19 protein-coding genes and 1 pseudogene are annotated in these 20972 nt (G+C 46.5%); 9 read left to right on the top strand and 11 right to left on the bottom strand.

The annotated features are described in order from the left end of the window. The first annotated feature begins 1 nt into the window (after nt 1). Complete coding sequence (locus tag JCM23214_RS15240; protein WP_025899695.1) at nt 2-967, top strand: adenosine deaminase; 966 nt, start codon at nt 2-4, stop codon at nt 965-967. Here JCM23214_RS15240 and JCM23214_RS15235 read toward each other — a convergent pair. Next, complete coding sequence (locus JCM23214_RS15235) at nt 964-1551, bottom strand: OmpH/Skp family outer membrane protein (RefSeq protein ID WP_025899694.1); 588 nt, start codon at nt 1549-1551, stop codon at nt 964-966. The genes JCM23214_RS15240 and JCM23214_RS15235 overlap by 4 nt on opposite strands. Before the next feature lie 100 nt (nt 1552-1651). Then, a complete protein-coding gene (locus JCM23214_RS15230; RefSeq protein WP_025899693.1) occupies nt 1652-2227 on the bottom strand; it encodes a nitroreductase family protein in 576 nt (191 codons plus the stop codon). Between the two features lie 284 nt (nt 2228-2511). Between JCM23214_RS15230 and JCM23214_RS21250 the strand changes: the two genes are divergently transcribed. After that, nucleotides 2512-3336: a universal stress protein gene (locus JCM23214_RS21250; protein WP_084264874.1), complete on the top strand. Its 825-nt coding sequence runs from the start codon at nt 2512-2514 to the stop codon at nt 3334-3336. Nucleotides 3337-3350: 14 nt separating this feature from the next. Here the strand turns inward: JCM23214_RS21250 and JCM23214_RS15220 are convergent, their stop codons facing one another. After that, nucleotides 3351-3962, bottom strand: a complete 612-nt coding sequence (locus JCM23214_RS15220) for a pseudouridine synthase (protein ID WP_025899691.1) — start codon at nt 3960-3962, stop codon at nt 3351-3353. Nucleotides 3963-4222: 260 nt separating this feature from the next. Between JCM23214_RS15220 and JCM23214_RS15215 the strand changes: the two genes are divergently transcribed. Next, nucleotides 4223-5245, top strand: a complete 1023-nt coding sequence (locus JCM23214_RS15215; RefSeq protein ID WP_025899690.1) for a DNA-binding response regulator — start codon at nt 4223-4225, stop codon at nt 5243-5245. Between the two features lie 12 nt (nt 5246-5257). On the opposite strand, the gene JCM23214_RS15210 is transcribed toward JCM23214_RS15215, so the two are convergent. Beyond that, complete coding sequence (locus JCM23214_RS15210) at nt 5258-5833, bottom strand: HD-GYP domain-containing protein (RefSeq protein WP_159104376.1); 576 nt, start codon at nt 5831-5833, stop codon at nt 5258-5260. Next, complete coding sequence (locus JCM23214_RS15205) at nt 5763-7373, bottom strand: PAS domain-containing protein (RefSeq protein ID WP_025899688.1); 1611 nt, start codon at nt 7371-7373, stop codon at nt 5763-5765. Before JCM23214_RS15205 ends, JCM23214_RS15210 begins: the two co-directional genes overlap by 71 nt. 184 nt (nt 7374-7557) lie before the next feature. Here JCM23214_RS15205 and JCM23214_RS15200 point away from each other — a divergent pair, with 184 nt between their 5' ends. Further along, the gene (locus JCM23214_RS15200) at nt 7558-8208 is read left to right on the top strand and encodes a transglutaminase-like cysteine peptidase (RefSeq protein WP_025899687.1); all 651 of its coding nucleotides are present in this window, start codon (nt 7558-7560) and stop codon (nt 8206-8208) included. A 79-nt stretch (nt 8209-8287) separates the two neighbouring features. Here the strand turns inward: JCM23214_RS15200 and JCM23214_RS15195 are convergent, their stop codons facing one another. After that, nucleotides 8288-9625: a TolC family outer membrane protein gene (locus JCM23214_RS15195; protein ID WP_025899686.1), complete on the bottom strand. Its 1338-nt coding sequence runs from the start codon at nt 9623-9625 to the stop codon at nt 8288-8290. Nucleotides 9626-10459: 834 nt separating this feature from the next. Between JCM23214_RS15195 and JCM23214_RS15180 the strand changes: the two genes are divergently transcribed. The 4 genes and pseudogenes from JCM23214_RS15180 (at nt 10460) to JCM23214_RS15165 (ending at nt 16889) form a co-directional block, all read left to right on the top strand. After that, nucleotides 10460-12766: a type I secretion system permease/ATPase gene (locus JCM23214_RS15180; RefSeq protein WP_025899684.1), complete on the top strand. Its 2307-nt coding sequence runs from the start codon at nt 10460-10462 to the stop codon at nt 12764-12766. Nucleotides 12767-12794: 28 nt separating this feature from the next. After that, nucleotides 12795-14137 (top strand): annotated as a pseudogene (locus tag JCM23214_RS21245) (HlyD family type I secretion periplasmic adaptor subunit). After that, nucleotides 14134-14820 (top strand): transglutaminase-like cysteine peptidase, encoded by a 687-nt coding sequence (locus tag JCM23214_RS15170; RefSeq protein ID WP_084264872.1) that lies wholly within the window; start codon nt 14134-14136, stop codon nt 14818-14820. Before JCM23214_RS21245 ends, JCM23214_RS15170 begins: the two are co-directional and overlap by 4 nt. After that, entirely contained in the window at nt 14817-16889 is a 2073-nt protein-coding gene (locus JCM23214_RS15165) for an HD domain-containing phosphohydrolase (protein ID WP_025899682.1), read from the top strand. Before JCM23214_RS15170 ends, JCM23214_RS15165 begins: the two co-directional genes overlap by 4 nt. A gap of 53 nt (nt 16890-16942) precedes the next feature. Here JCM23214_RS15165 and JCM23214_RS15160 read toward each other — a convergent pair whose 3' ends face one another. The 3 genes from JCM23214_RS15160 to JCM23214_RS15150 form a co-directional block, all read right to left on the bottom strand. After that, complete coding sequence (locus JCM23214_RS15160; protein WP_025899681.1) at nt 16943-17329, bottom strand: hypothetical protein; 387 nt, start codon at nt 17327-17329, stop codon at nt 16943-16945. Nucleotides 17330-17537: 208 nt separating this feature from the next. Continuing rightward, on the bottom strand, nt 17538-18350 hold the full coding sequence (locus JCM23214_RS22795) for a trypsin-like serine peptidase (protein ID WP_025899680.1): 813 nt from the start codon (nt 18348-18350) through the stop codon (nt 17538-17540). Nucleotides 18351-18371: 21 nt separating this feature from the next. Next, nucleotides 18372-18632 carry a hypothetical protein gene (locus tag JCM23214_RS15150; protein WP_025899679.1) on the bottom strand — a complete coding sequence of 87 codons (261 nt, stop codon included), beginning with the start codon at nt 18630-18632 and terminating at the stop codon, nt 18372-18374. A 114-nt stretch (nt 18633-18746) separates the two neighbouring features. Between JCM23214_RS15150 and JCM23214_RS15145 the strand changes: the two genes are divergently transcribed. After that, complete coding sequence (locus JCM23214_RS15145) at nt 18747-19310, top strand: DUF924 family protein (RefSeq protein ID WP_025899678.1); 564 nt, start codon at nt 18747-18749, stop codon at nt 19308-19310. 7 nt (nt 19311-19317) lie between these two features. On the opposite strand, the gene JCM23214_RS15140 is transcribed toward JCM23214_RS15145, so the two are convergent. Then, a complete protein-coding gene (locus JCM23214_RS15140) occupies nt 19318-20031 on the bottom strand; it encodes a hypothetical protein (RefSeq protein WP_025899677.1) in 714 nt (237 codons plus the stop codon). Nucleotides 20032-20100: 69 nt separating this feature from the next. After that, nucleotides 20101-20886, bottom strand: a complete 786-nt coding sequence (locus tag JCM23214_RS15135) for an ABC transporter ATP-binding protein (protein WP_025899676.1) — start codon at nt 20884-20886, stop codon at nt 20101-20103. Nucleotides 20887-20972 lie beyond the last annotated feature (86 nt).

The raw sequence follows: 20972 nt of genomic DNA, 5'->3' as shown, positions 1-20972 counted from the left end.
CATGGTCAAAAAAGCAGAGCTACATGTGCATCTGGAAGGAACTGCAACCCCGGCGTTGGTCCGCGAATTGGCAGGGCGAAATGGTGCAGAGCTGGATCCCACGACTTTTGCCTCAGACGGGGAGTTTCGCTGGGATGATTTTTGGGATTTTTTAAAATGTTATGACAAGGCTGCAGCTGCCATCAAGTCAATCGATGACTACAGAGCTGTAACTTATGACTATCTCAGGCGGTGCGCAGAGGAAGATGTAATTTACGTTGAAACATTTTCATCGCCAGATCATGCCGCTGCCGCTGGTATGTCCTATGTGGATCATTTGGAAGGCATCAGCGCGGGGATTGATGATGCCCGCCGTGACTTTGGAATAGAATGCAGAATTATTGTGACCTGCGTGCGCCATTTAGGAGCCTCGAGTGCAACCCAGGTTGCCCGGCAGGTTGCCCAAAATCCCCATCCATATGTTGTTGGCTTTGGAATGGGAGGGGATGAGGCCATGCATCACCCTGCTGATTTTGCACCCGCCTTTAATATTGTACATGAAGCTGGGCTCCCCACGACCAACCATGCAGGTGAATTTGGCGGACCAGATAGTATACGGGCAACGCTTGAACATTTACCTGTTGTTCGCTTAGGGCACGGTGTCCGCGCTATCGAAGACGATCAGCTGGTTGAAGAACTCGCGGAAAAAGCCATTACACTCGAACTTTGTCCGGGCAGCAATATTGCAACCGGCCTTTATGAAAACTACAAATCACACCCAATCAATCGATTAATGGAAAAAGGGTGCAGGGTCACCATCAGTTCCGACGACCCACCGTTTTTTGCAACTTCGGTTGGCCGTGAATATGAGCAGACAGCAAAGGCTTTCGGATGGAATGAAGCCACAATGCAGCAGATTACACAGAACGCAATAGAAGCAGCATTCTGTGATGAAGGTTTGAAAGAGCAGTTATTGGCGCAGCTTTAATTCTGCTTTGCAGGCTCGCTTGAAATTTCAATTTTAGCAGCATTAAAACGCTCAAGTACCGCGTCAGTGATATCAATTGCGTCTTTGAAAAAGATAACATTTGGGCGATCAAATCCGATATTCATCCCTTTGTCACGCGCAACCGACGCCGAAATTTCCACAATAATATTTTTAAGGCGGCCCCTGACACTTTGCAGCGTTTCATTCAGTTTTGCGTTCGTTACCTGCATTTCACGTTGCAGATCGCGTTGTTCCTGCTGTAATTGCGCTGCTTTTTGCTGGAATACATTAGGAGCCAATATAGCCTGCTGGCGTTTCAGCTCATCAGCTTTTTCTTTGAGCGCATTGTTCCGCAACTCTATCTGATCGTTCACATTCTGAATTTGAGCCTTCATAGTGCTATCCGCCTGTTTCCAATGCGTTGAAGACAAGAGAACCTTGTTCACATCAACAACAGCTGCAGTTGCGACCGGGATCTGCTCTTGCGCATGCGCATCAATTGCCTGAAACGAAACAGTTGAAATGGCTGCCATCAGCCCAAAAAATACGGAAAAAAGGCTCAAACGGTTGAGAAAGATAGTCACACAAAGCTCCAGTTAATAATGGTCAACTGACATCGTCAGCTAATTTGAGGCATACAATATCAAATGCGCGAGGTTTTTCGCAACAATTACCCGTGCCACTTTAATTTTCGGGACCAGAAAAATGCTCCCACCGTGAAACATAGTCAGAAATTTCGAGTTCTGGCAGCGGTGGTGTCCCATTTGATGTTCCGATATACAGGAACGCGACAATTTCGTCTTCATTCACGGCACCGAGTTTCTTTCTGACATATGGGTCAAAACAGGCTGCACCAGTTCGCCAAATTCCAGCGAGCCCCATGGCATGAGCCGCGATCAGGATATTCTGTGCAGCGGCACCTGCGGAAAGTTTCTGTTCAATTGCAGGAACTTTTGGATGCTCGCTCACTTTCGCAATCACCGCTATTACCACAGGCGCGCGCAAGGCTTTACCTTTAGCCTTTTCCAGAGCGGCTTCGGAAGTACCGGGTTCACGAGCTGCCAGAGCATCCGCGAAAATATCGCCCAACTCAGCCCTGCTCTCCCCCTCAAAAACGATGAATTGCCAGGGACGGAGTGCCGCGTGGTCTGGCGCGCGCAATGCTGCCTTGAACAGGATTTCCAGTTGTTGCTCATCCGGCCCCGGTTCCATAAGGCGTGGCACCGATTTCCGATTAAGCAAAGCGTCCAATGCATCCATATTAACAGGCTTTCCACCACAAAATTAACGACGTAAGCGAGTTCAACTCGCATATTGTTTCTCAGCACAATAAGGGACTGACCCGTTGATTTCAAATCAAAAGGCCTCCAATTCAACAGGAGAGATCTGTTGGTAAATAATGGCGTATTGAGGTGAGAATATGACGACCCAACATCAGGTCAGGGTTGTTAAAGTGAAAATCAATTGAGGCAAATCAATTCGCCCTATTCAAATAACGGATAAAGATAATACATCAACTATGGTGATTGGAAATCGGGTGATACATGACTATTAAATCAATATTATTGCACTTAACAAACAGCCCCACTCTAGCAAAATCTATCGAGGCTGCAATGGGTCTTGCCAATGAACATGGCGCCCATATCACAGCGGTATACACGATCGCCCCTATGAAACCATCCACATCCTTCATGGGATATATTCCCCCAGAGTTTGTTGAACAGACACGCGAGCAGGAAAAGAAATCCGCCGATACAACGATAAAACTCTTCAAAGAACTGGTGGAAAGAGCTGACATTTCCTGTAGCACAATCATTGAAGAGGGATATGCAATTGATATTCTGAGCCAGTACGCCCTGTCTTCGGACCTTGTTGTCGTGTCACAAATGGATGCGGATGAAGTTTCTGACTCACCCTATTTGTATCTGAATGACGAACTTGTGGTAGCTTCCCCTACTCCGGTACTTGTCATCCCTTACGCTGGAAGTTTCCGCGATTTTGGACGTCATGTATTGGTTGGATGGAATAACACACGCGAAGCTGCACGTGCTATTCAAGTTGCGATCCCTTTTCTGACGAAAGCTGAAAAGGTGACCCTGTTAAATATCAATCCACAAAGCGATCTAACCAATGAAAATGCCCGGATTTTGCAATTCCTGGACCGGCATGGGGTCAAAGCAGATCTGAAATCCGGACATTGGAAAGATATTAGCGTGGGCAGCGCGCTCCTGGATTCTCTGGTGGATTTAAGCGCTGACATGATTGTGATGGGGGCTTACGGACATAGCCGCATTCGCGAAATGATCCTTGGCGGGGCGACAAAAGAAGTTCTGGAGCAAATGACCGCGCCGGTCCTATTTGCTCACTAATTGAGGCATAGGCCTCATTCGTGAAAGAGGGTATCCTCCAATCTCCACTCCATCCATCGCCCTGGCAGGATATCCTCTTTTCGCACGAATTTAAATTCCCCCGCAGCAAGATCGCCCAACTGCAGCTTCCCGATGGACTTGCGGATCAGACGTAACGTAGGAAAACCTATTGCCGCCGTCATCCGCCTTACCTGACGATTTTTCCCCTCAGTCAATGTCATTTCAATCCAAGTTGTCGGAATGTTTTTTCGAAAGCGAACAGGTGGGTCGCGCTCCTCTATCAGTGGCTGCGGCACCAGTAAGTGAGCTTTGCAGCGCTTTGTACGATACCCTTTTATCGTAACTCCCCGCGCAAGATTTTGCAGATCCGCGTCTTGAGGCTCCCCTTCGACCTGCACCCAATAGGTTCGGGGATGTTCGAATTTAGGGTCAAGCAGTCGTTTGATAAAAGGTCCATCATTGCTCAAAAGCAACAACCCCTCGCTATCTCGATCCAGCCGGCCAACGGGATACACTTCCTTGGGCAACGAAAATTCCGATAAAGCCTGATGCCCACCTTCACTGGTGAATTGGCTAAGAACCCCGTAGGGCTTATGAAACGCGACATATTTAGATTTTTTTGACATTTTCAAGTCTAAGCTAAAGGCTCTATTGCGAATAAGACACAGCGTAAAATTTTATGAAAATTTGCATCCAGAAAAGAAACGATTTTGTTACTATTAATCCATTAGTTTAAAGTCCAACAAAACACAGTTCGCAGGCATATGGTTTTGACGCTCAAATAACAGGGATTGGCTGACCAACAAAATGCGAAGTTTAAATTTACGGCACTCAAAGCGATTTTATTTCCAGCTTGAGAGTACCGTTATTGGAGCAACAAGGCTACATGAACCAGATACTGGCTTGTAAAATACTGTTTATTGGCAGAAATGAAAGTGACGCCCAGCAACTGCTGTGGCTTACTTCCAATATTAAAAAGCCGGAGATGGAGGTCATGCATGTTCCGGATTCTGAAGCCATACTCAATCAGCGAAGCACAGCAGATGCCAACATAATCCTGTTGGATGCTGACAGCACTGGAGATGCGGACTTTGAAACGCTGAAAGCATTACGTGCAACTTTTCCCGAACTGCCTGTCGTCCTGCTAACGGACGATGAAGATAATATCGGACAATTTGCCATTCGCAATGGAGCGCAGGATTACATTATCCGCAGCCAATTGACAGCCACTGGTCTTGGGCGCAGTCTCATAAGCGCGATTGAGCGCCAACAAGGCCAACAAGTCCCAGCGGATACAGCGCCACTGCTGGAATCTGCAACTGCGGTTCTGAACAGATTACCCATGGGCGTGATCCTGGTGACCGCTTCTTCACAAGTGCTGTTCTTTAATGGAAAAGCCAAGAGTTTTCTGGAAAAGAAGGATGGGTTGGTGCTGGATACAAATCGATATTGCCGTGCCGTAAATCCAGCTGAAAACAAGCAACTGGGTGAACTTCTGGAAAATGCCTTAACCCCTTCCAAAACAGAAAAGCAGGAAGGGGATTTTGCCATGTCCGTCTCGCGCGAGGATAGTGACGCCCCACTTACTGTAATGGTGGCACCTATCGGTACTGGCGTTGCGGGCAAAGGCGCCGTCCTCTTTGTTTCAGATCCGGTAGAACCGGTGGAACTTTCCATTGATGCCATTTGCAGGCTTTATGGACTAACCCCGGCTGAGGGCCGTTTGGCACTTGGCCTGACCAATGGCAGTAAACTTGATGACCTCGCGGAGGAGTGGGGGGTCAGCATGCACACTGTTCGCTCTCAGCTTCGTCAAATATTCAGAAAAACGGATACCAGCCGCCAAAGTGAACTGGTGAAGCTCATTTTGACGGGGCCCGCCGCCCTGAAAGCGGCACCGATAATCTAATCCAATTACTATTTAGCGTTCGCTCTGGTTATCCAGGTCATCGCTGAAATGCGCCCATTGTTCACGTCCGCCGCGATTATCAAGAAAATTAACCAGCGCGCTGATGGGCTTGCGGTCATATTTCTTATCGGCATCTTCCATAAGAATGCTGATGGCCTTATTCATGTCGAGCGCGGCCCGATAAGCACGTGGACTAACCATTCCAACAAAAGCATTTGCCACCATAATTATGCGGGCAGCTTCATTAATTGCGGTTCCAGACAGACCACGAGGTTGCCCGCTTCCATCCCAATGTTCTTGTAATTGTCTTAGTGTTTCGGCCACGGGAAGATTGAACTTCACTCCTTCCAACAGGTCAGCACTGGCGAAAAGACTGTCTCTTACAATGGTTTTTTCTTCCTCTGTCAGATTACCTGCTTTGGTCAGAATTTCGGGAGGAACCAGAATTTTACCCAAATTCATCAAATTACCGGCAATATCAACGGTTCTGATGACCTTGTCAGAAGATTGCAGTTCTTCAGCGATTGCGACCCCTACCTCGGCAACCCGAGCGGACTGGTTCGCCGAGTATGGATCCCGCCGGTCCAAAAAGGCAACAAGTGGATACCAGATTTCTCAGCACCATCTCACGCTGTTCGCGCTCCGTCACCACATCAGTTATATCCTGAAATACCGCCAGCAAATCACTTCTCTGTTCATTGGGCCGAACAAGTGGAATGATGTCAGACTTCCAGATTTTGTCCTGTCCCTCTTGATGCACAGTTACCAATTGCGAATGGATGCTGTTATCACTGCGCGTCTGATGAAACAGGGTCGTCAGATTTTTAGAAACATCCTGGTCAAAGACATTTGACAATCGGCGGCCAATAATCTCGTCCTGATCCATCTCTGCATTATCAGCAGCAACCTTGTTTGCAAACGTAAATTTATCTTCTTTGTCAAAGACTGCAATTGCTGTCGGCTGGCGATCAGTTACCACTTTGAGGAATTCGGATTTCTGACGTAAGTCTTCAGCTGCCTTTTTATATTTGGTGGCGAGTTCGGCTGCGCGAATGGAAGTTCCATGGCGCCAGACCGCAATGACTGTTCCGGTAACCCCCAGAATTAATAGAAGAAACACACCGAGCATGGTATTTAAACGCTGCTGGGATTCAGATAACGCCTCAAGTGTTGTTATGCTTCGAACAAGGTACCATGGTGCGCCAGTCACGGCGCGCCCAGTCACCAGAACCTCATCCCCCATATAATTAATTTTTCGACCGAAGAGCCCCGGTTTTTTGATCACAAAACTTCCTGCCCGTTCGTCATCGGCACTTAATTTTCGCTTCAAAGGCGGTGTACCATCAGCAAGTGGCGAAATATATTCGGTAAGATTGCCGTTTTGTCTGACGAGATAAGTCTCACCGGTCTGATGCGTTGACCCCGGCTGCATCAACCTTGGAAACAGCGATTTGGACACTGTTCTGATGCCAACGATGAAACCGATAATTTCATCTGCATTTCCATCCTGCTGAACGGCATAGACTGGATGTACGAACCCCATTATAGGCTCACCGTCAAGGCCTTCATAAATATCAATCACCGCAGAAACGCCGCTGTCTGCAGCCGCCATGCCTGCGCGAATGGCAGGGTTCATCGGGGGCATATTTCCACTGGAAACCAGTAATTGCCCAGTCGCGTCCGTCAAGGCAATCCCTGCCCGACCAGGCCGAGCTACATTTGCTCTGATTTCAGGCTCTGGTGGCTCCCAAAAACCGCTAATTACGGCGTGATTATTCAGCAGGTTTATCAAATACCCTGCTTCAGGGACTTCTGTTATTTTGCTACCATTCTCACCTGTATCAATAACAAGCTGTGTCAAATAAACCTGAAGGCTTTCATTTTCTGCAAGGGCAACAATTGCTTCTTTCTGTTCGCGAAGCCATTCTTCAACACTTGCAAGGCGACTGTCCGCAACAATTCCAAGCTGAATTTCCCACGCACGGATATCGCGCTCGCGCTGTTGCTCAACAAATGAAACCGTACCCCAAATACCGGCAATCACGACAATGAACAGCGTGATCGCTGCAAGCCAGATAAAGCGATGCGTTTTTTTGCTATTACCAAGTTCTTGATCAATGTCAGTCATACTGGTTTTCCCTGCTGGTTTTTGGGCAGTATCGGGGCAAATAATTTATTTATTGTAACTATTTAGCATTTATCTCACAATAAATTCATAGTCAGTTGATTATATATTTAATAGTTCTTAAGCCATCTTGTGGGATATTGGCACACTGTTAGAAACTGGATTATTGCAGAGACAAACACAGTCAATGAAATTGAAAACCCTAGTTTGTAGTCAGAAATTCCTAAAGGCGTCCGTATTGGCGGTCGGGCTGTTAGCTGTGCCACATATTCCTTCAGCGGAAGCCGTTGGTATTTTCGGCTTCAAGGCGTATGAGCATAAGGATCTCAAACCATTTCCAAAATGGCGCAAGGTTCTGGATACCTACAAGGACCAACCTGGGGCCTGTGGCAACGGTCAGTTAAATGCCTGCGCCTATAAAAAATGGCAGGAACTGGTTGATGAACTTAAAGATAAGCCCAAGAAATTTCAGTTGGCGAAAGTCAATTCCTATATCAATCTTTATCGCTACATTCTGGATCCCATAAACTGGGGGGTAAAAGACTATTGGGCCATTCCTAAAGAGTTTTTTGCGAAATTCGGTGACTGTGAAGATTATGCCATTGTGAAATATTTCACGTTGCGTGCACTCGGATGGAAAGCAGAGGAAATGCAGATTCTAGTTCTGCAGGATATGAACCTTCGTATTGCACATGCAATTTTAACAGTTGAGTTTGAAAACAAAAAAATGGTTTTGGATAACCAGATTGGTTTGGTTATCGATTCAAAACGAATTCGACACTATCGCCCAATCTATGCCGTCAACGAAAATGGCTGGTGGCGTTACAAACCCAGATAATAAATTTTGAAGCAATCAGTCTACAGAACAAAAAAGCCTCGCTAAAACTAGCGAGGCTTTTAATTTTCGATGGAAACGCTTAACCGTTAGTTGGTAAAGCTTCTTCAGGAAGTGTAACTCCAAGAGTGCTGTTCAAACGACCCATTGTAGCCAACAGGCGGTACTTGGCGAACAGAACTGCATATTCAACAGTTGCCAGCGCTGTACGTGAGTTGAACAGTTCATTGTCTGAGTCCAGCATATCCAGAAGATCACGCTGTCCAATTTCAAATTCCTGACGGTAAGTTGCTGCAACCTGTCCGTTCGCAACAACCTGATCGCTCAGTGCTGCTGCACGCGCTTTTGACCTTGCAAGAATACTCCAGCTTTCGCGGATTTCTTCTTCAACTAGACGCTCAAAACGCATCTGGCGCTGCTTGCTTTCAGAAGCACGCTCAACGGCTTCCTGCTGGCGACCAATGTCAATACCACCACGATACAGGTTATAGCGGAGACGAACCATTGCAGTGAAGTCGTCATTGTGACCTTCAACACCATCCGTGTCATGATCAGAACTTGCGTCCAGCTCAAGAGCGACAGTTGGATAGAAGTTAGCTTCCGCTGCTTTGATTTCTGCATCAGAAGTTCTGACGTCTGCTTTTGCAAAACGAATATCCGGGTTGCTTTCCATGCCAATTGCGATGATGTCTTCCAAAGTATCAGGAAGTACGCCGTCGTTAAATTCTGGCAATGTCAGATTCACAGGAGCTTCACCGACAAGGCGGCGGTAAGCAATTTCAGATGCATCAAGCTGACGAAGTGTTTCAACAAGTGCAGCTTCAGCCGCTGAAACCCGAGCTTCAGTCTGCTGTACGTCACCGACACCGCTTTGGCCAGCATCTACACGATCCTGAATTTCTTTCAACGTCCGCTTGTGAATTTCCACGTTTTCTGCAGCCAGATTAACAACTTCCAGGTTCCGTAGAACATCAAGGTAAGCCTGAACTACATCCAGACCGATTGCTTCCGCACGTTCGCGGACACGGTAGGCGGCACCGTCAACGCGATTTTCCTGACGATCAACCTCGGCTGAGCGTGCACCACCATCAAACAATGTCTGCGACAGTGAGATGCTGCTTTCTGTGCGTGTCAACCATTCGTCGTCGATGGAAACCGTATCGGTCCATTCTTTACCAGCACCTAGCGCCAGATCGACTGAAGGATAATAAAGACCGTGAGCCTGCTCCAGCTCCTGATCAATAGCCCGGCGGTTAGCAGATGCTTCGCCGATTTCCGGATAATTAGTTACAGTTGCCTGAACGGCTTCCGCGAGCGATCCAGCGTGAACCGGCATTGCCGCAACACTGCCGAAAACAGTCGCAATAACACTCGTTGTAATAAGCTTACGAGCACTAAGCGAGCTCAACTTGGACTTCATGCCCCTCTCCCAATTCAAGTTTAATGTCTCAAAGGTACTTGTACTTGATAATCATTTTGCAGACCGAGTACCTGTTTCTGTGTTTTATGTCAAACAGGGTTTGAACGCAAATGATCAAAATTTCATAAACAAAATAACTGTATTTTCCGCAAACAAGCAAGATTTATACGGCAGTGGCGTCAGATTTTCGGCTCCCCCATAATTTTGTGTCGTTTATGCAACGTTTTTATCAGCTTCAGGTAAACTAATAAAATTTCAACACAAAACCCACAGCTTTTTGTCATTTCCAGTTGGGTTTATCTTCACATGCATAAAATTTTATAAAAGTATGACTTAAATGATTCGAAATTTTCGGAGTTTATTCGAAGCCTCAAAATCACGCCATTAGCTCAACGTCTCTGTCTTTATTTTATGAAGCGCTATATAGAGTGCTGGAAAACTGCGGATAAATATGGTTAATTTTTTTTCCAAGATAGATAAATGCAGGTGATTCTGACCAGACGGCGTTGTTTTGGATCCAATTGATGGATTTTGGAAGCAAACTGCGATGAAAACGCCTGGTAAAACCTGGCGAAACCTTGGTTAACGGGGGGATCTTTTATCTGAATGAATTTTATTAACATGTTTTTCATCAAATGGAACTTCAATGCAGATGTGGACGCAATAATGAATGCATCAGTTCAGTAACAGGTAACAAACAAATTTGGGGACAACTCACCACGTCAGAGGTGAGCTTGTATAACTTGTAGAAGAGCAGTTTAAGAGGGGGCTCCATCAAGAAGGAACAGTGTGTTCTTTCACAGATGAAGATGCTTTCCAGCAGGAAAATATATAATGACAGATAAACGCAGTGATGCGGACACGGTTTCAGAGCAAACCAGCGCAATAGATCTGAAAACCAGCGAACATCTTCGCAACGCAGCCGGCACAATTGAAGATAGCCTGGCTGACGGTCAACGCAAGTCAGAAGACAACACCCAACCCGCCAGCTGGGACATTCGCCTGTCAGAAGTTTCAAGAACGGATCATGACCCGTTGCTCGGTTGTCTGGTCGCACTTACAAAAATTTTCGAAGACCCCCGTACACCGGATGCGCTGATCTATGGTTTGCCGTTGGAGGATAACCGCCTCACGCCAAATCTGTTCGTACGAGCCGCGGAACGGGTTAGAATCAGCGCCAGAATAACAAACAGAAAACTCGAAAAAATCCCAGATGTCGTTCTGCCGACAGTACTCATGCTCAAAGAGAAAAAGGCCTGCATTCTATTAAAAAGAAATGCCAATAGCGCAGAAGTTATTTTCCCGGAAACAGGTGAAGGTTCTCAGAGTATTGCACTTGCCGAATTGCAAGAGCTTTACGCGGGATACGCTATTTTTGTTCGGCCCAACTTTCAATTCCGCGTCGATAGAGATGAAGAACTCGAACAACGGCAAGGGTCGTGGTTCTGGGGAACCATGTGGAAATTCTGGCCGACATATTCGCAGGTCATAATTGCGGCATTCCTGATCAACAGCTTTGCGATCGCCAGTCCGCTATTCATAATGAACGTATATGATCGCGTCGTACCCAATAAAGCACTTGAGACCCTATCTGTTTTGGCATTCGGTGTCATTACGGTGATCTGTTTCGACTTGATTCTAAAAACGCTGCGATCCTATTTTGTTGATAATGCAGGAAAAAGGGCTGATGTACTTTTATCCAGTCGCATTTTTGAGCAAGTCCTCAACATTCAGGTTAAAGCACGCCCCTCTTCTTCAGGTGCGTTTGCAAACCATTTGCGGGAATTTGAAACCTTGCGTGACTTCTTCACGTCCGCCACAGTTACCGCGATTGTAGATCTTCCTTTCTTGGGTATCTTTTTGCTGATCATCTATATGATCGGAGGACCAATTGCGATTGTCCCTGCCATTGCCATCCCAGTGGTTATTGGTATTGGCCTGTTTCTGCAACTGCCAATGCGCAGAACTGTTGCCAAGAACACAGAGGAAAGCTCACAAAAACATGGTGTGATAATCGAAACCATTTCGGCGTTGGACACGGTAAAAAGCCTCGGTGTTGAAGGCCACATGCAAAAAGAATGGGAACGTTTCGTAGGGCAGACCGCTCAAACAAGTGTTAAATCCCGTTTCTTTGCTGGATTGGGCATCAATCTGTCTGCCGCTGCAATGCAATTGGTGACAGTATTTGTCGTGGTCTATGGTGTTTATTTGATGTCACAACCCGATTCCACCATGACCATCGGTGCACTGATTGCTTCAACAATTCTGACTGGACGGACAATGGCGCCACTTGGTCAGATTGCAGCGTTACTCACTCGTCTTAATCAGGCCATTGTGGCCTTGAAAGGCCTGAACGAAATTATGGCATTACCGGTTGAACGCTCTGCTGACAAGCGACAACTGAGCCGGCCAAATGTTAAAGGTGAGATTGAGTTTAAAGATGTCACTTTCAAATATCCGGGAACGGAGTTACCAGCGCTTTCCAATGTTTCCTTTAAAATTCGTCCAGGCGAGAAGGTTGCTATTATCGGCCCGGTAGGGTCCGGTAAAACAACAGTATCAAGACTGCTTATCAACTTATATGAACCGGACGAAGGTGCGGTCCTAATCGATGGCACAGATATTCGTCAGATTGATCCGTCGGATATTCGTCGTGCAGTTGGTAGTGTCATGCAGGATGTGACCCTGTTTCACGGAACAGTCCGTCAGAACATTACTATGGGCCATCCTCAAGCAGATGACGAAATGATTTTGCAAGCGTCCAAACTTGCGGGCGTCCATGAATTCGTCAGTCGCCACCCTCATGGGTATGACCTGCAGGTTGGTGAAAAAGGAGCAACCCTCTCTGGCGGTCAACGTCAATCACTTGGTATTGCGAGAGCTTTACTGCCCAACCCTCCTATTCTGATGTTTGATGAGCCCACGAGTTCCATGGATCTAAATTCGGAACGGCAGTTCATTACGCGCTTGAAAACCTATGCACAGAACAAGACGCTTGTGCTCGTTACACACCGCACGTCACTTTTCTCGGTTGTTGATCGAATTATCGTCTTGGGACATGGCAAAATTGTTGCAGATGGTCCACGCGATGAAGTCCTCAAGGTCGGGCAGCGCCCCTCCAAGAAAACTAAATCAGCTTAATTGCACCACAAAGTCTAACGGATAGAAAATGGCAGGAAATAAAATGTCTAGTCAAACAGAGTGGAGCGATACCGATTTTGCATCCGATGTGGTAGCCGCAAAAATGCAGGGGCCGAACCCTAAATCCATGCTGCTCCTGTTCGGTGTTATCGCCTTTTTTGTCGCAGCTTATATTTGGGCTGACAATGCAATTCTTGATGAGGTGACACGCGGAGATGGCAAAGTTATTCCATCGTCACAAGTTCAGGTCATACAGAATTTGGAAGGTGGTATCCTGAAAGAGTTGATGGTGCGTGAAGGTGAGGTCGTCGAAAAAGGTCAAATTCTATTGAGGATTGACGATACAGGATTTGCGGCACGCTTTGGTGAAATCGAAGCAAATTATCTAAATCTTCTCGGGCGTATTGCCCGCCTAAAAGCTGAAAGTGAAGGTAAGGGCATCGAGTTTCCGCCTGAACTTCTCGCGGAAGGGCAGCATATTACGATCCGTGAGCAAAACCTGTTCAATGCACGGCAGGCCGAATTGCAGTCACAAATTGCAATCCTGCGTCAGCAGGCACAACAGAGAAAACAGGAAATTGCGGAAATCAACGGACGCCTGAAACAACTGAAATCGAGCATAGCGCTCGTCAATGAAGAACTGGCGATTACGGAACCGCTGGCCGAAAAAGGTATTGTTCCAAAAGTACAACTTCTGCAGCTCAAAAGAGAGATTAACGACTTAGAGGGGCAGATTTCAGCGTCCGAGCTGGCATTGCCCAGAGCAAAGGGTGCATTGCAGGAAGCTAACCAGCGCATTGAAGAGAAAATCCTGAATTTCAGAAGTCTGGCTTCACAGGAGCTAAGTGCAACACGTGCCGAATTTGAAGGCGTGCGCCAATCAATCCTCGCGGCGAAAGACCGGGTTACACGAACCGATGTCCGCTCTCCCCTCAAAGGTGAGGTCAAAGAGCTGAAAATTCAGACAATTGGAGGTGTTGTTCGCCCGGGTCAGGATATTGTGGAGATTGTTCCGATTGAGGATAGCCTGTTAGTTGAGGCCAAAATTCGACCTTCGGACATTGCCTTCCTTCGGCCTGGACAAAAGGCAACAGTGAAGATCACGGCTTATGACTTTTCCATCTATGGCGGTTTACCTGCAACTTTGGAGCGAATCAGCCGGATACTATAGTTGATGAACAAACGGGTGAGACATTTTACAAAATCATTGTTCGTACTGAAGAGAATTCACTTCGTCGTGGTGATCAGGTTTATCCTATCAAACCTGGTATGATTGCAACGGTGGATACCCTAACGGGCCATAAATCAGTATTGGATTATATTCTCAAACCAATTCTGAAAACCAAAAATAACGCGCTGAGGGAGAGATGATGAAAGCCTTTATCACCGCCCTTGGCATAACTGTAATTCTATCAGCTCCGGCCCAATCAACCGCATCACCTCAGGAGCCTGGTCTCTTTGGTTCGCTGGAAATTGCCTCCGGAAATCTGTCGGCTCTTCCCCAGTGGCAGCGCTCACTCGCCGGTTTCGACAAACTGCGCGAAGCGTCCAAACGATGCGATGAGGATATTCTGAAGTGCGACTCCCAACAGATGACCCTTTGGCGTACCAAGATTCAGGAACTGGAACATAGCGACAGATCAATCGCGATGAGGCAAATCAACAGTTTCATCAACAAATGGCAACATATTGCAGATCAGGATCTGTACAAACAGTCTGATTACTGGGCAACCCCACTGGAATTTATTACCAATGGAGGAGATTCCGAAGATTTTGCAATCATGAAATATGTAAGTCTTCGTGAATTAGGCTTTTCCGCCGATCAGATGCGGATTGTTGTCACAAATGATGTTTTACGCGGAGTGACGCATACCGTATTGAGCGTCAAACTGAGCTCTAAATCCTATATTCTGGATTCTCAGAACGACACAGTTCTAAGAGAAGAGTTCGTCAATTATTACGTCCCCTATTATTCCGTAAATGAAAATACTCGCTGGGCACATATCCCCAGCCAGTTTTCTCAACTGGGTGACGCAGCGGGGGCAAAACAATGACAGAAGCAATGTCAAACCTGAACCTGAACACGTATATGGGCAAAGATATTCCTGAACAGGAAAGCCCGAAACACAAAAAATCCAAAATTGCGGCTGGCATTCTGGCGATTGCATTGCTTGTTGTCTGTTATTGGGTATCCAGCGTTTTAATTTCCGAAAAACAACAGGAAATTGTCGGAGAATTACAGACGAGACAGGAACTTACCATAAATGGTAAGGCCGATGTCATTAACACATGGGTTGAACAAACCGGCCAGCAAGCCAATGTGCTGACCAGCAACCCACTAATTCAACTTTTTGCCACCGAAATCAATAGCTTGGACGGCGACAACCTGTCAGCTCCGCTACAGGAACAGCTTCCTTACATGCAAAATGCAATCACGCGATTTGTTCAGGAAAATAATCTGGTCGCCGCCTATATGGTGGGCAAAGACGGACGGGCGTATCTCGCATCCTCCGGCTCTCCTGCTCTTACGGATGATCAACGACGTCTGGCTCAAGAAGGTTATGACGCCGCTACAGTTGGGACAACGCCACTGCGCGAAACCAATGGTGAGTTGGTTTTTGACTTTCTAATTCCCGTCCGGTCCGCTCAAATCAACGGATCTTCACAGATGCAGAATGTAGGTGTTTTTCTGATGACAGTTTCTGCGGCTGAAAAGCTATCTGAATTTACGAGAAATTCAAAACTGTCTGAGCCGGGAGAACAAACACATCTTTATCAGCGTCAGAATGACAAGCTCATTCGAATTAATACCAACTACGCTCCCTATTTCGCCAGTGAAGAAGAAGCGTTACCGCTTGAGGGGATCAAGGAATTTGGCGCCCGCACTCTACCCGGGCAATCTCTCGCTGTTTTTTCAGTGGGTGCAGATGTCGAAAACACTGCCCTAACATTGTTGCGAACTGTTCCGGTTAATGTCGCATTGCAAGAACTTGAAACCTACCGCTATGTAGTTTTTGGGCTTGCCGCCAGTGCGTTTATCGTAATTGTTAGCGTAGTCAGCGGGATTTGGTTCGCATTGCGGACTCAAAGTGCAAAGGATATGGCTGGTCAGTACAAGGATCTGGCAACTCAGATAAATGCTCAGCGACGCCTCCTTGGCAGTATTAACAATACAGTTCATGACCTGATCAGTCTTAAAGACGTTTCAGGCAAGTATGTTTACGCCAATCCATCCCTGGCAGAGTTCGTTAGTCTTCCAGAACAGTCAATTCCGGGCAAATCTGACCGCGAGTTGTTTGGTGACAAGGTCGCTCGAAAATTCGCAGAAATGGATGAACGCGTGCTGAACAGCGGTCAGAAGACCAGCGAAATCGTTGAAGTTGACAAAGGCGGGATTGAGAAATTTCTGCGTGTTGAAAAGACCCGGCTACTGGATGATGACGGTATATTCATGGGAATTGTAACCGTCTGCGGTGACATTACGGATTACATAATCAATCAGCGCCAAAAGGATGAATTAGGTCGTAAGACCATATCAATTCTGGTTCGTATGATGGAAGAAAATGACCCACATCTGGCGGGCCATTCCCACCATATGAGCGAGATTGCCGGCAATGTCGCAGACATCCTCAAGTTACCTCAGCAAACAAAGCAGACCTTGCTGACAGGGGCCAACCTTTCGCAAATCGGAAAAATTTCAATTCCTTCCAAGATCAGAACGAAAGAAAGTCGCCTGACGAAAAAGGAAATGGAGATTATGCAAGGGCATGTCAGCAAGGCAGAAAACCTGCTGAGCGAAATGGAAATTGATCAGGCTGTCATTACAGCGGTTGGCCAGATGTATGAACGCCGCGATGGGTCTGGATATCCAAGACAGCTCAAAGACGAGGAAATTGATCTTTCGGCTCGCGTGCTCGGCATGGCTGACATTTTGGTCGCGCGTGTATCCCCCAGATCATACCGGCAGGCCATTAGCGTTGAAGAAGCGATGGAGGTGTTTCGCACCAATCCTGAAAAATATGACCCTGCGGTTGTGGAAGCATTTGATAGCTTCTTGCAGTCACCTGAAGGTTTGTCTTTCAGGGACAGGCTGGAAGAAGCCGCCAAAAATGCAAAGCAATAAAAAAAGGGCCTCGCTATGCGGGGCCCTGATTCATTCCAGTCAATTGTGTCTGATTATGATTCGTCAGAAACCAGAGGATCGACGATCAAATCCTCTCCAGACTTTCCAAGGTCATCCATTGCTGGTGTGACACCAGCGCTCGCAAGTGCCTCGCTAGGAACAGTAAGGATGCTGGTTCCGGATTGGTCTTCAATGTAGCTCATCGCATCCACACCATCTTTTGCCGCCACGTTCAAGGCGTCAAAAAGTGCATCCAAATCGACCAATTCGTTCTGGTCATCAATCATAAAATCAACACTCTCTATTGTGTTGGCGGCCGAGGATGTTTTCGAGTCGGAACTTCCCTCTGTGGCCGCGCGCAGAATTTCTTCCACTTCACGTGAAGAGGAGGTTACCGCATCTTCCACCGAGCTCTTCTCATGCTCGTTTGATCCTGCCATTATAGCCAACCTGCTTTTCTTTTACCGACATGTATACCCATTCACTAAGCTTGCCGCCGGTAAAGGTGAACTCATCATGATTACTAAGTTAGAGACCAAAATTAAAAAAAACATCCCCCAAATGAGGTACTAAAATCAATTTTCTGATGTTTTTACTAAAATTTTAGCTAATTTTTTGGGCAATTACTCACTCATTAGGAGCAAAGCGCTAAAAAACCGCCTTGACTGCTTTTTCAAAAAGTTCGCTGGGAATTGCCACCCCGATAGCTTTACCATTGATCATTCTGTTAGTTGTTGAATGAATCGCCACCAGACCAAATTGTCGACCTTTACGTAAAAACAATGGTGATCCTGAATCCCCACGGGTCGCATCACACTGATGTGTATATAGCGGGTCACGCGAACTGCCCAAGCGAACCTGAGCTGTTATTTCACAATTCTTGTGGACCGTCAGAACATGCGCGAAGTCCCCACTATATCCAGCCTGAAAAATCTGTGATTTTCGGTCCCGCGCCAGATCAGTGCGAACTCCAAGGCCGCTGACCACGGGAATGACACCAAATTCCTTCCCAAGCGGCTTATCAATTGTCAAGATTGCCCAATCTTCTGAGCGCTCGAACTCCGGAAAAGGGGTTTTCGGGTTTCTACCATGAGCCGTTAAATATGCCAATCCTTTTGCGTGAGCAGCATATTCACCTTTTTCATAGCCGAGAACAAAATGAAAAAAGCGCGCTTTGGACCAGCGATTGGTGCGATTGTTCCAAAGACAATGTGCGGCCGTCAGCACCTTGTTTTCACCGACAAGTACACCTGTACAGAAACGCCCATCATTATTGACCCGGCCAATAGCACGCCATGGATAGGCAGTGATATCTATGCGAGAGCGATCGTCAACTCCCTTAATCCCACGCTTGACACTATTATCCTGTGGACTTGCAGTCGCCACAGCAGTCGCACTTGCAAGAACAAAAAAAGCAGTAACGGTCAATCTTGTGACACGCTTCCAATTACTTCCGAACATACTTTTTACTTTCTGAATTCGTTATTGGGGGCAGACCATTCTCAATGCAATTGAACCGACAGCCGAGAAGCATATATCACCGCCACTCGCGTAGTAGCGCCATATTTTCAATGCCCCTCGCTCATGAATTTCATCAGGCTTACCGATAGCTGTTTCGATCTCCGACGGTGTGTTGGCACCGCGTACTTTTTCCAACAGTTCATTTTGCGCGGGGTCGAAACACCCGCCCAGAAGAAGGCAAAAAAACAATCCACCTATATATGTAATCCTGCGGCTAAACATAACTGCGGCTTTCTCAAATGTAAGGTCTATACAAATAACTAGTTCTGGACTGGACCTACCCTAACCAAATATGATTGAGGAGCCCTTAACCATATAAATGAATTTGTTAGAAATATGACTGACCACGCAGCTATTCTGGATTTTTGGTTTTTCCCAAAATCACATCCCGATTACGGAACCAATCGCGATGAGTGGTTTCAGAAAAATGACGACTTTGACGCCGAAATCAAGTCCCGTTTTCTTGAGATATATGAAAAGGCACGCGCTGGTGAACTTTTGAGTTGGACGGAACACAAAGAAGGTTCACTTGCCCTGATAATCCTTCTGGATCAATTTCCACGAAATATGTTTCGCGCGTCAAAAAAAGCGTTTGAAACGGACGGTAAGGCCCGCGAAATCACACGTCACATGCTGGATCGCGGCTTCTTCGATCAATTAAAGGATTTTGAAAAAACATTTGCCGCACTTCCTCTTGAGCATAGTGAAAATCTGCAGGATCAACAGCAATCCCTGATGCTGTTCAAACAATTTGGAACGGAGCTGCAAATAGAATATGCACAGAAACATCTGGACATTATTGAAAAATTTGGGCGTTTTCCACACCGCAATGCGGCTCTGGGTCGCGAAAGCACTCCGGAGGAGATTGAATTTCTGAAAACGCCTGGTTCCTCCTTTTAAAAATTTCTTATTCTTCGTCCGGAATTTTTGACGTCAGAATATCACTCTCTGACAAGCGTAAATACTCACATTGCCCTTGCAAAAAGGTGAGATGCTCACAATAATTTCGATAGCTTTGATAATGACGAACCAGATCATCATCACTCATCATCAGTAAATACCGAACCATTAATCTGACCCGTTCACGGGTTTTAGCAACTGACTGATCCCGATGCATATTTATCAACCGAATAAAGGCATCCGACAGTTCAAAAAGTTCGGTTGCCGGGTACAAGATAACGCTACTCCTTACAAATTTACGAAACTGTCGCCGCAAATAAGGTGTATCCAAAGACAGTCTGTTTTCAATATACTTTCCAACAACTTTGCGACGAGAAGTTTTTAACTCCAATGGCATCACACGACTTAATCTGTAAAAATATGGCGCATAAATCATCAACTGCTCTGCCCGCAACAGCTTTGCCATAAAATCGAAATCTGACATCCATGATCTATATCGTTGCGATGGATAGCCCCGAATTAGATCCTCCACGGCCTCGCGGAGCAGACGCCGTTCTTTCGCTTCACGGTCATAGATATCCTGCCAGAAGGATCGAGATGCCGGATTTTCGATTACATAAATTCCGCTCCAGACCGATTTCAGACTTTTCTCTTCTATCCAGTCTATATTTTTGCGCGGATTAAAAATCGATTCTATTTCAGTCTTTTCCGCTTCAAGCACACCATTAACTCCACAGTCTGAATACTGTGGGATTGGACGCGAGTTACCTGCAATTTGTGAGGGAGTTTTCTAGACGGTCATTGACGCGACAGGCATACGAATAGGACCATCTTTTTTCTTGTGCCAGAACTGATACACATATGGGTCATCCGTTTGGGATACTTCGTCTGTATCACCACACCAAATCTGCCGCCCTTCATGCATCATCGCTATTCGGTCAGAGACAAAACGCGCTGTGACCAAATTGCTCGTAATGACAATGGCAGTTGATCCGAGTTCTCTGACGTTGCGGACAATCAATTCGTTAATCACGTTACTCATGATGGGGTCCAGACCAGCGGTAGGCTCGTCAAGAAACAAAATAGACGGCTCTCCGACAAGCGCACGGGCGATCCCAACCCGTTTCTGCATGCCACCGGACAATTCGGACGGGAAATGATCAACCAAATCGGCAGACAACCCCACAGCCCGCAACTTATCCGCTGCTAAATCGCGTACAATTTTCCGTGTATTGCCGGGCAACTGAAGTAACCTGAAGCCGATATTTTCCCATACAGGCAAGCCATCAAACAAACCTGAACGCTGATAAGAGACGCCGAATTGATTCAGATAGGTGTCATACTCTTCACCGGATAAATCGCGAGCATCTTCTCCATTGACCAAAATGCCACCAGAGTCAGCTTTTACAAGTCCCAAAATGGTTTTCAACAACAGGCTTTTACCAGCACCTGATGGACCGATCAGAGTTAATATCTCTCCGTCTCTTACATCGAGCGACATTTTGTCGAGTGCTCGTTTGCCAGAGAAACTTTTGTTCAGCTCTCTCACGCGTATCTTTAGGTTCGCCTGTGTCACGTTTTGGGTCTCGTCGTTATTTTTAAACAACCTACAGGATCAACTTGAAATTTCAAACGCCATTCTATTAAACAGGCTCTATTGAT

The sequence above is a fragment of the Sneathiella glossodoripedis JCM 23214 genome (genome assembly GCF_000616095.1).
Taxonomy (GTDB): domain Bacteria; phylum Pseudomonadota; class Alphaproteobacteria; order Sneathiellales; family Sneathiellaceae; genus Sneathiella; species Sneathiella glossodoripedis.
Note: the sequence above shows the minus strand (reverse complement) of the source record. Positions and strands in the feature narration are given on the sequence as shown.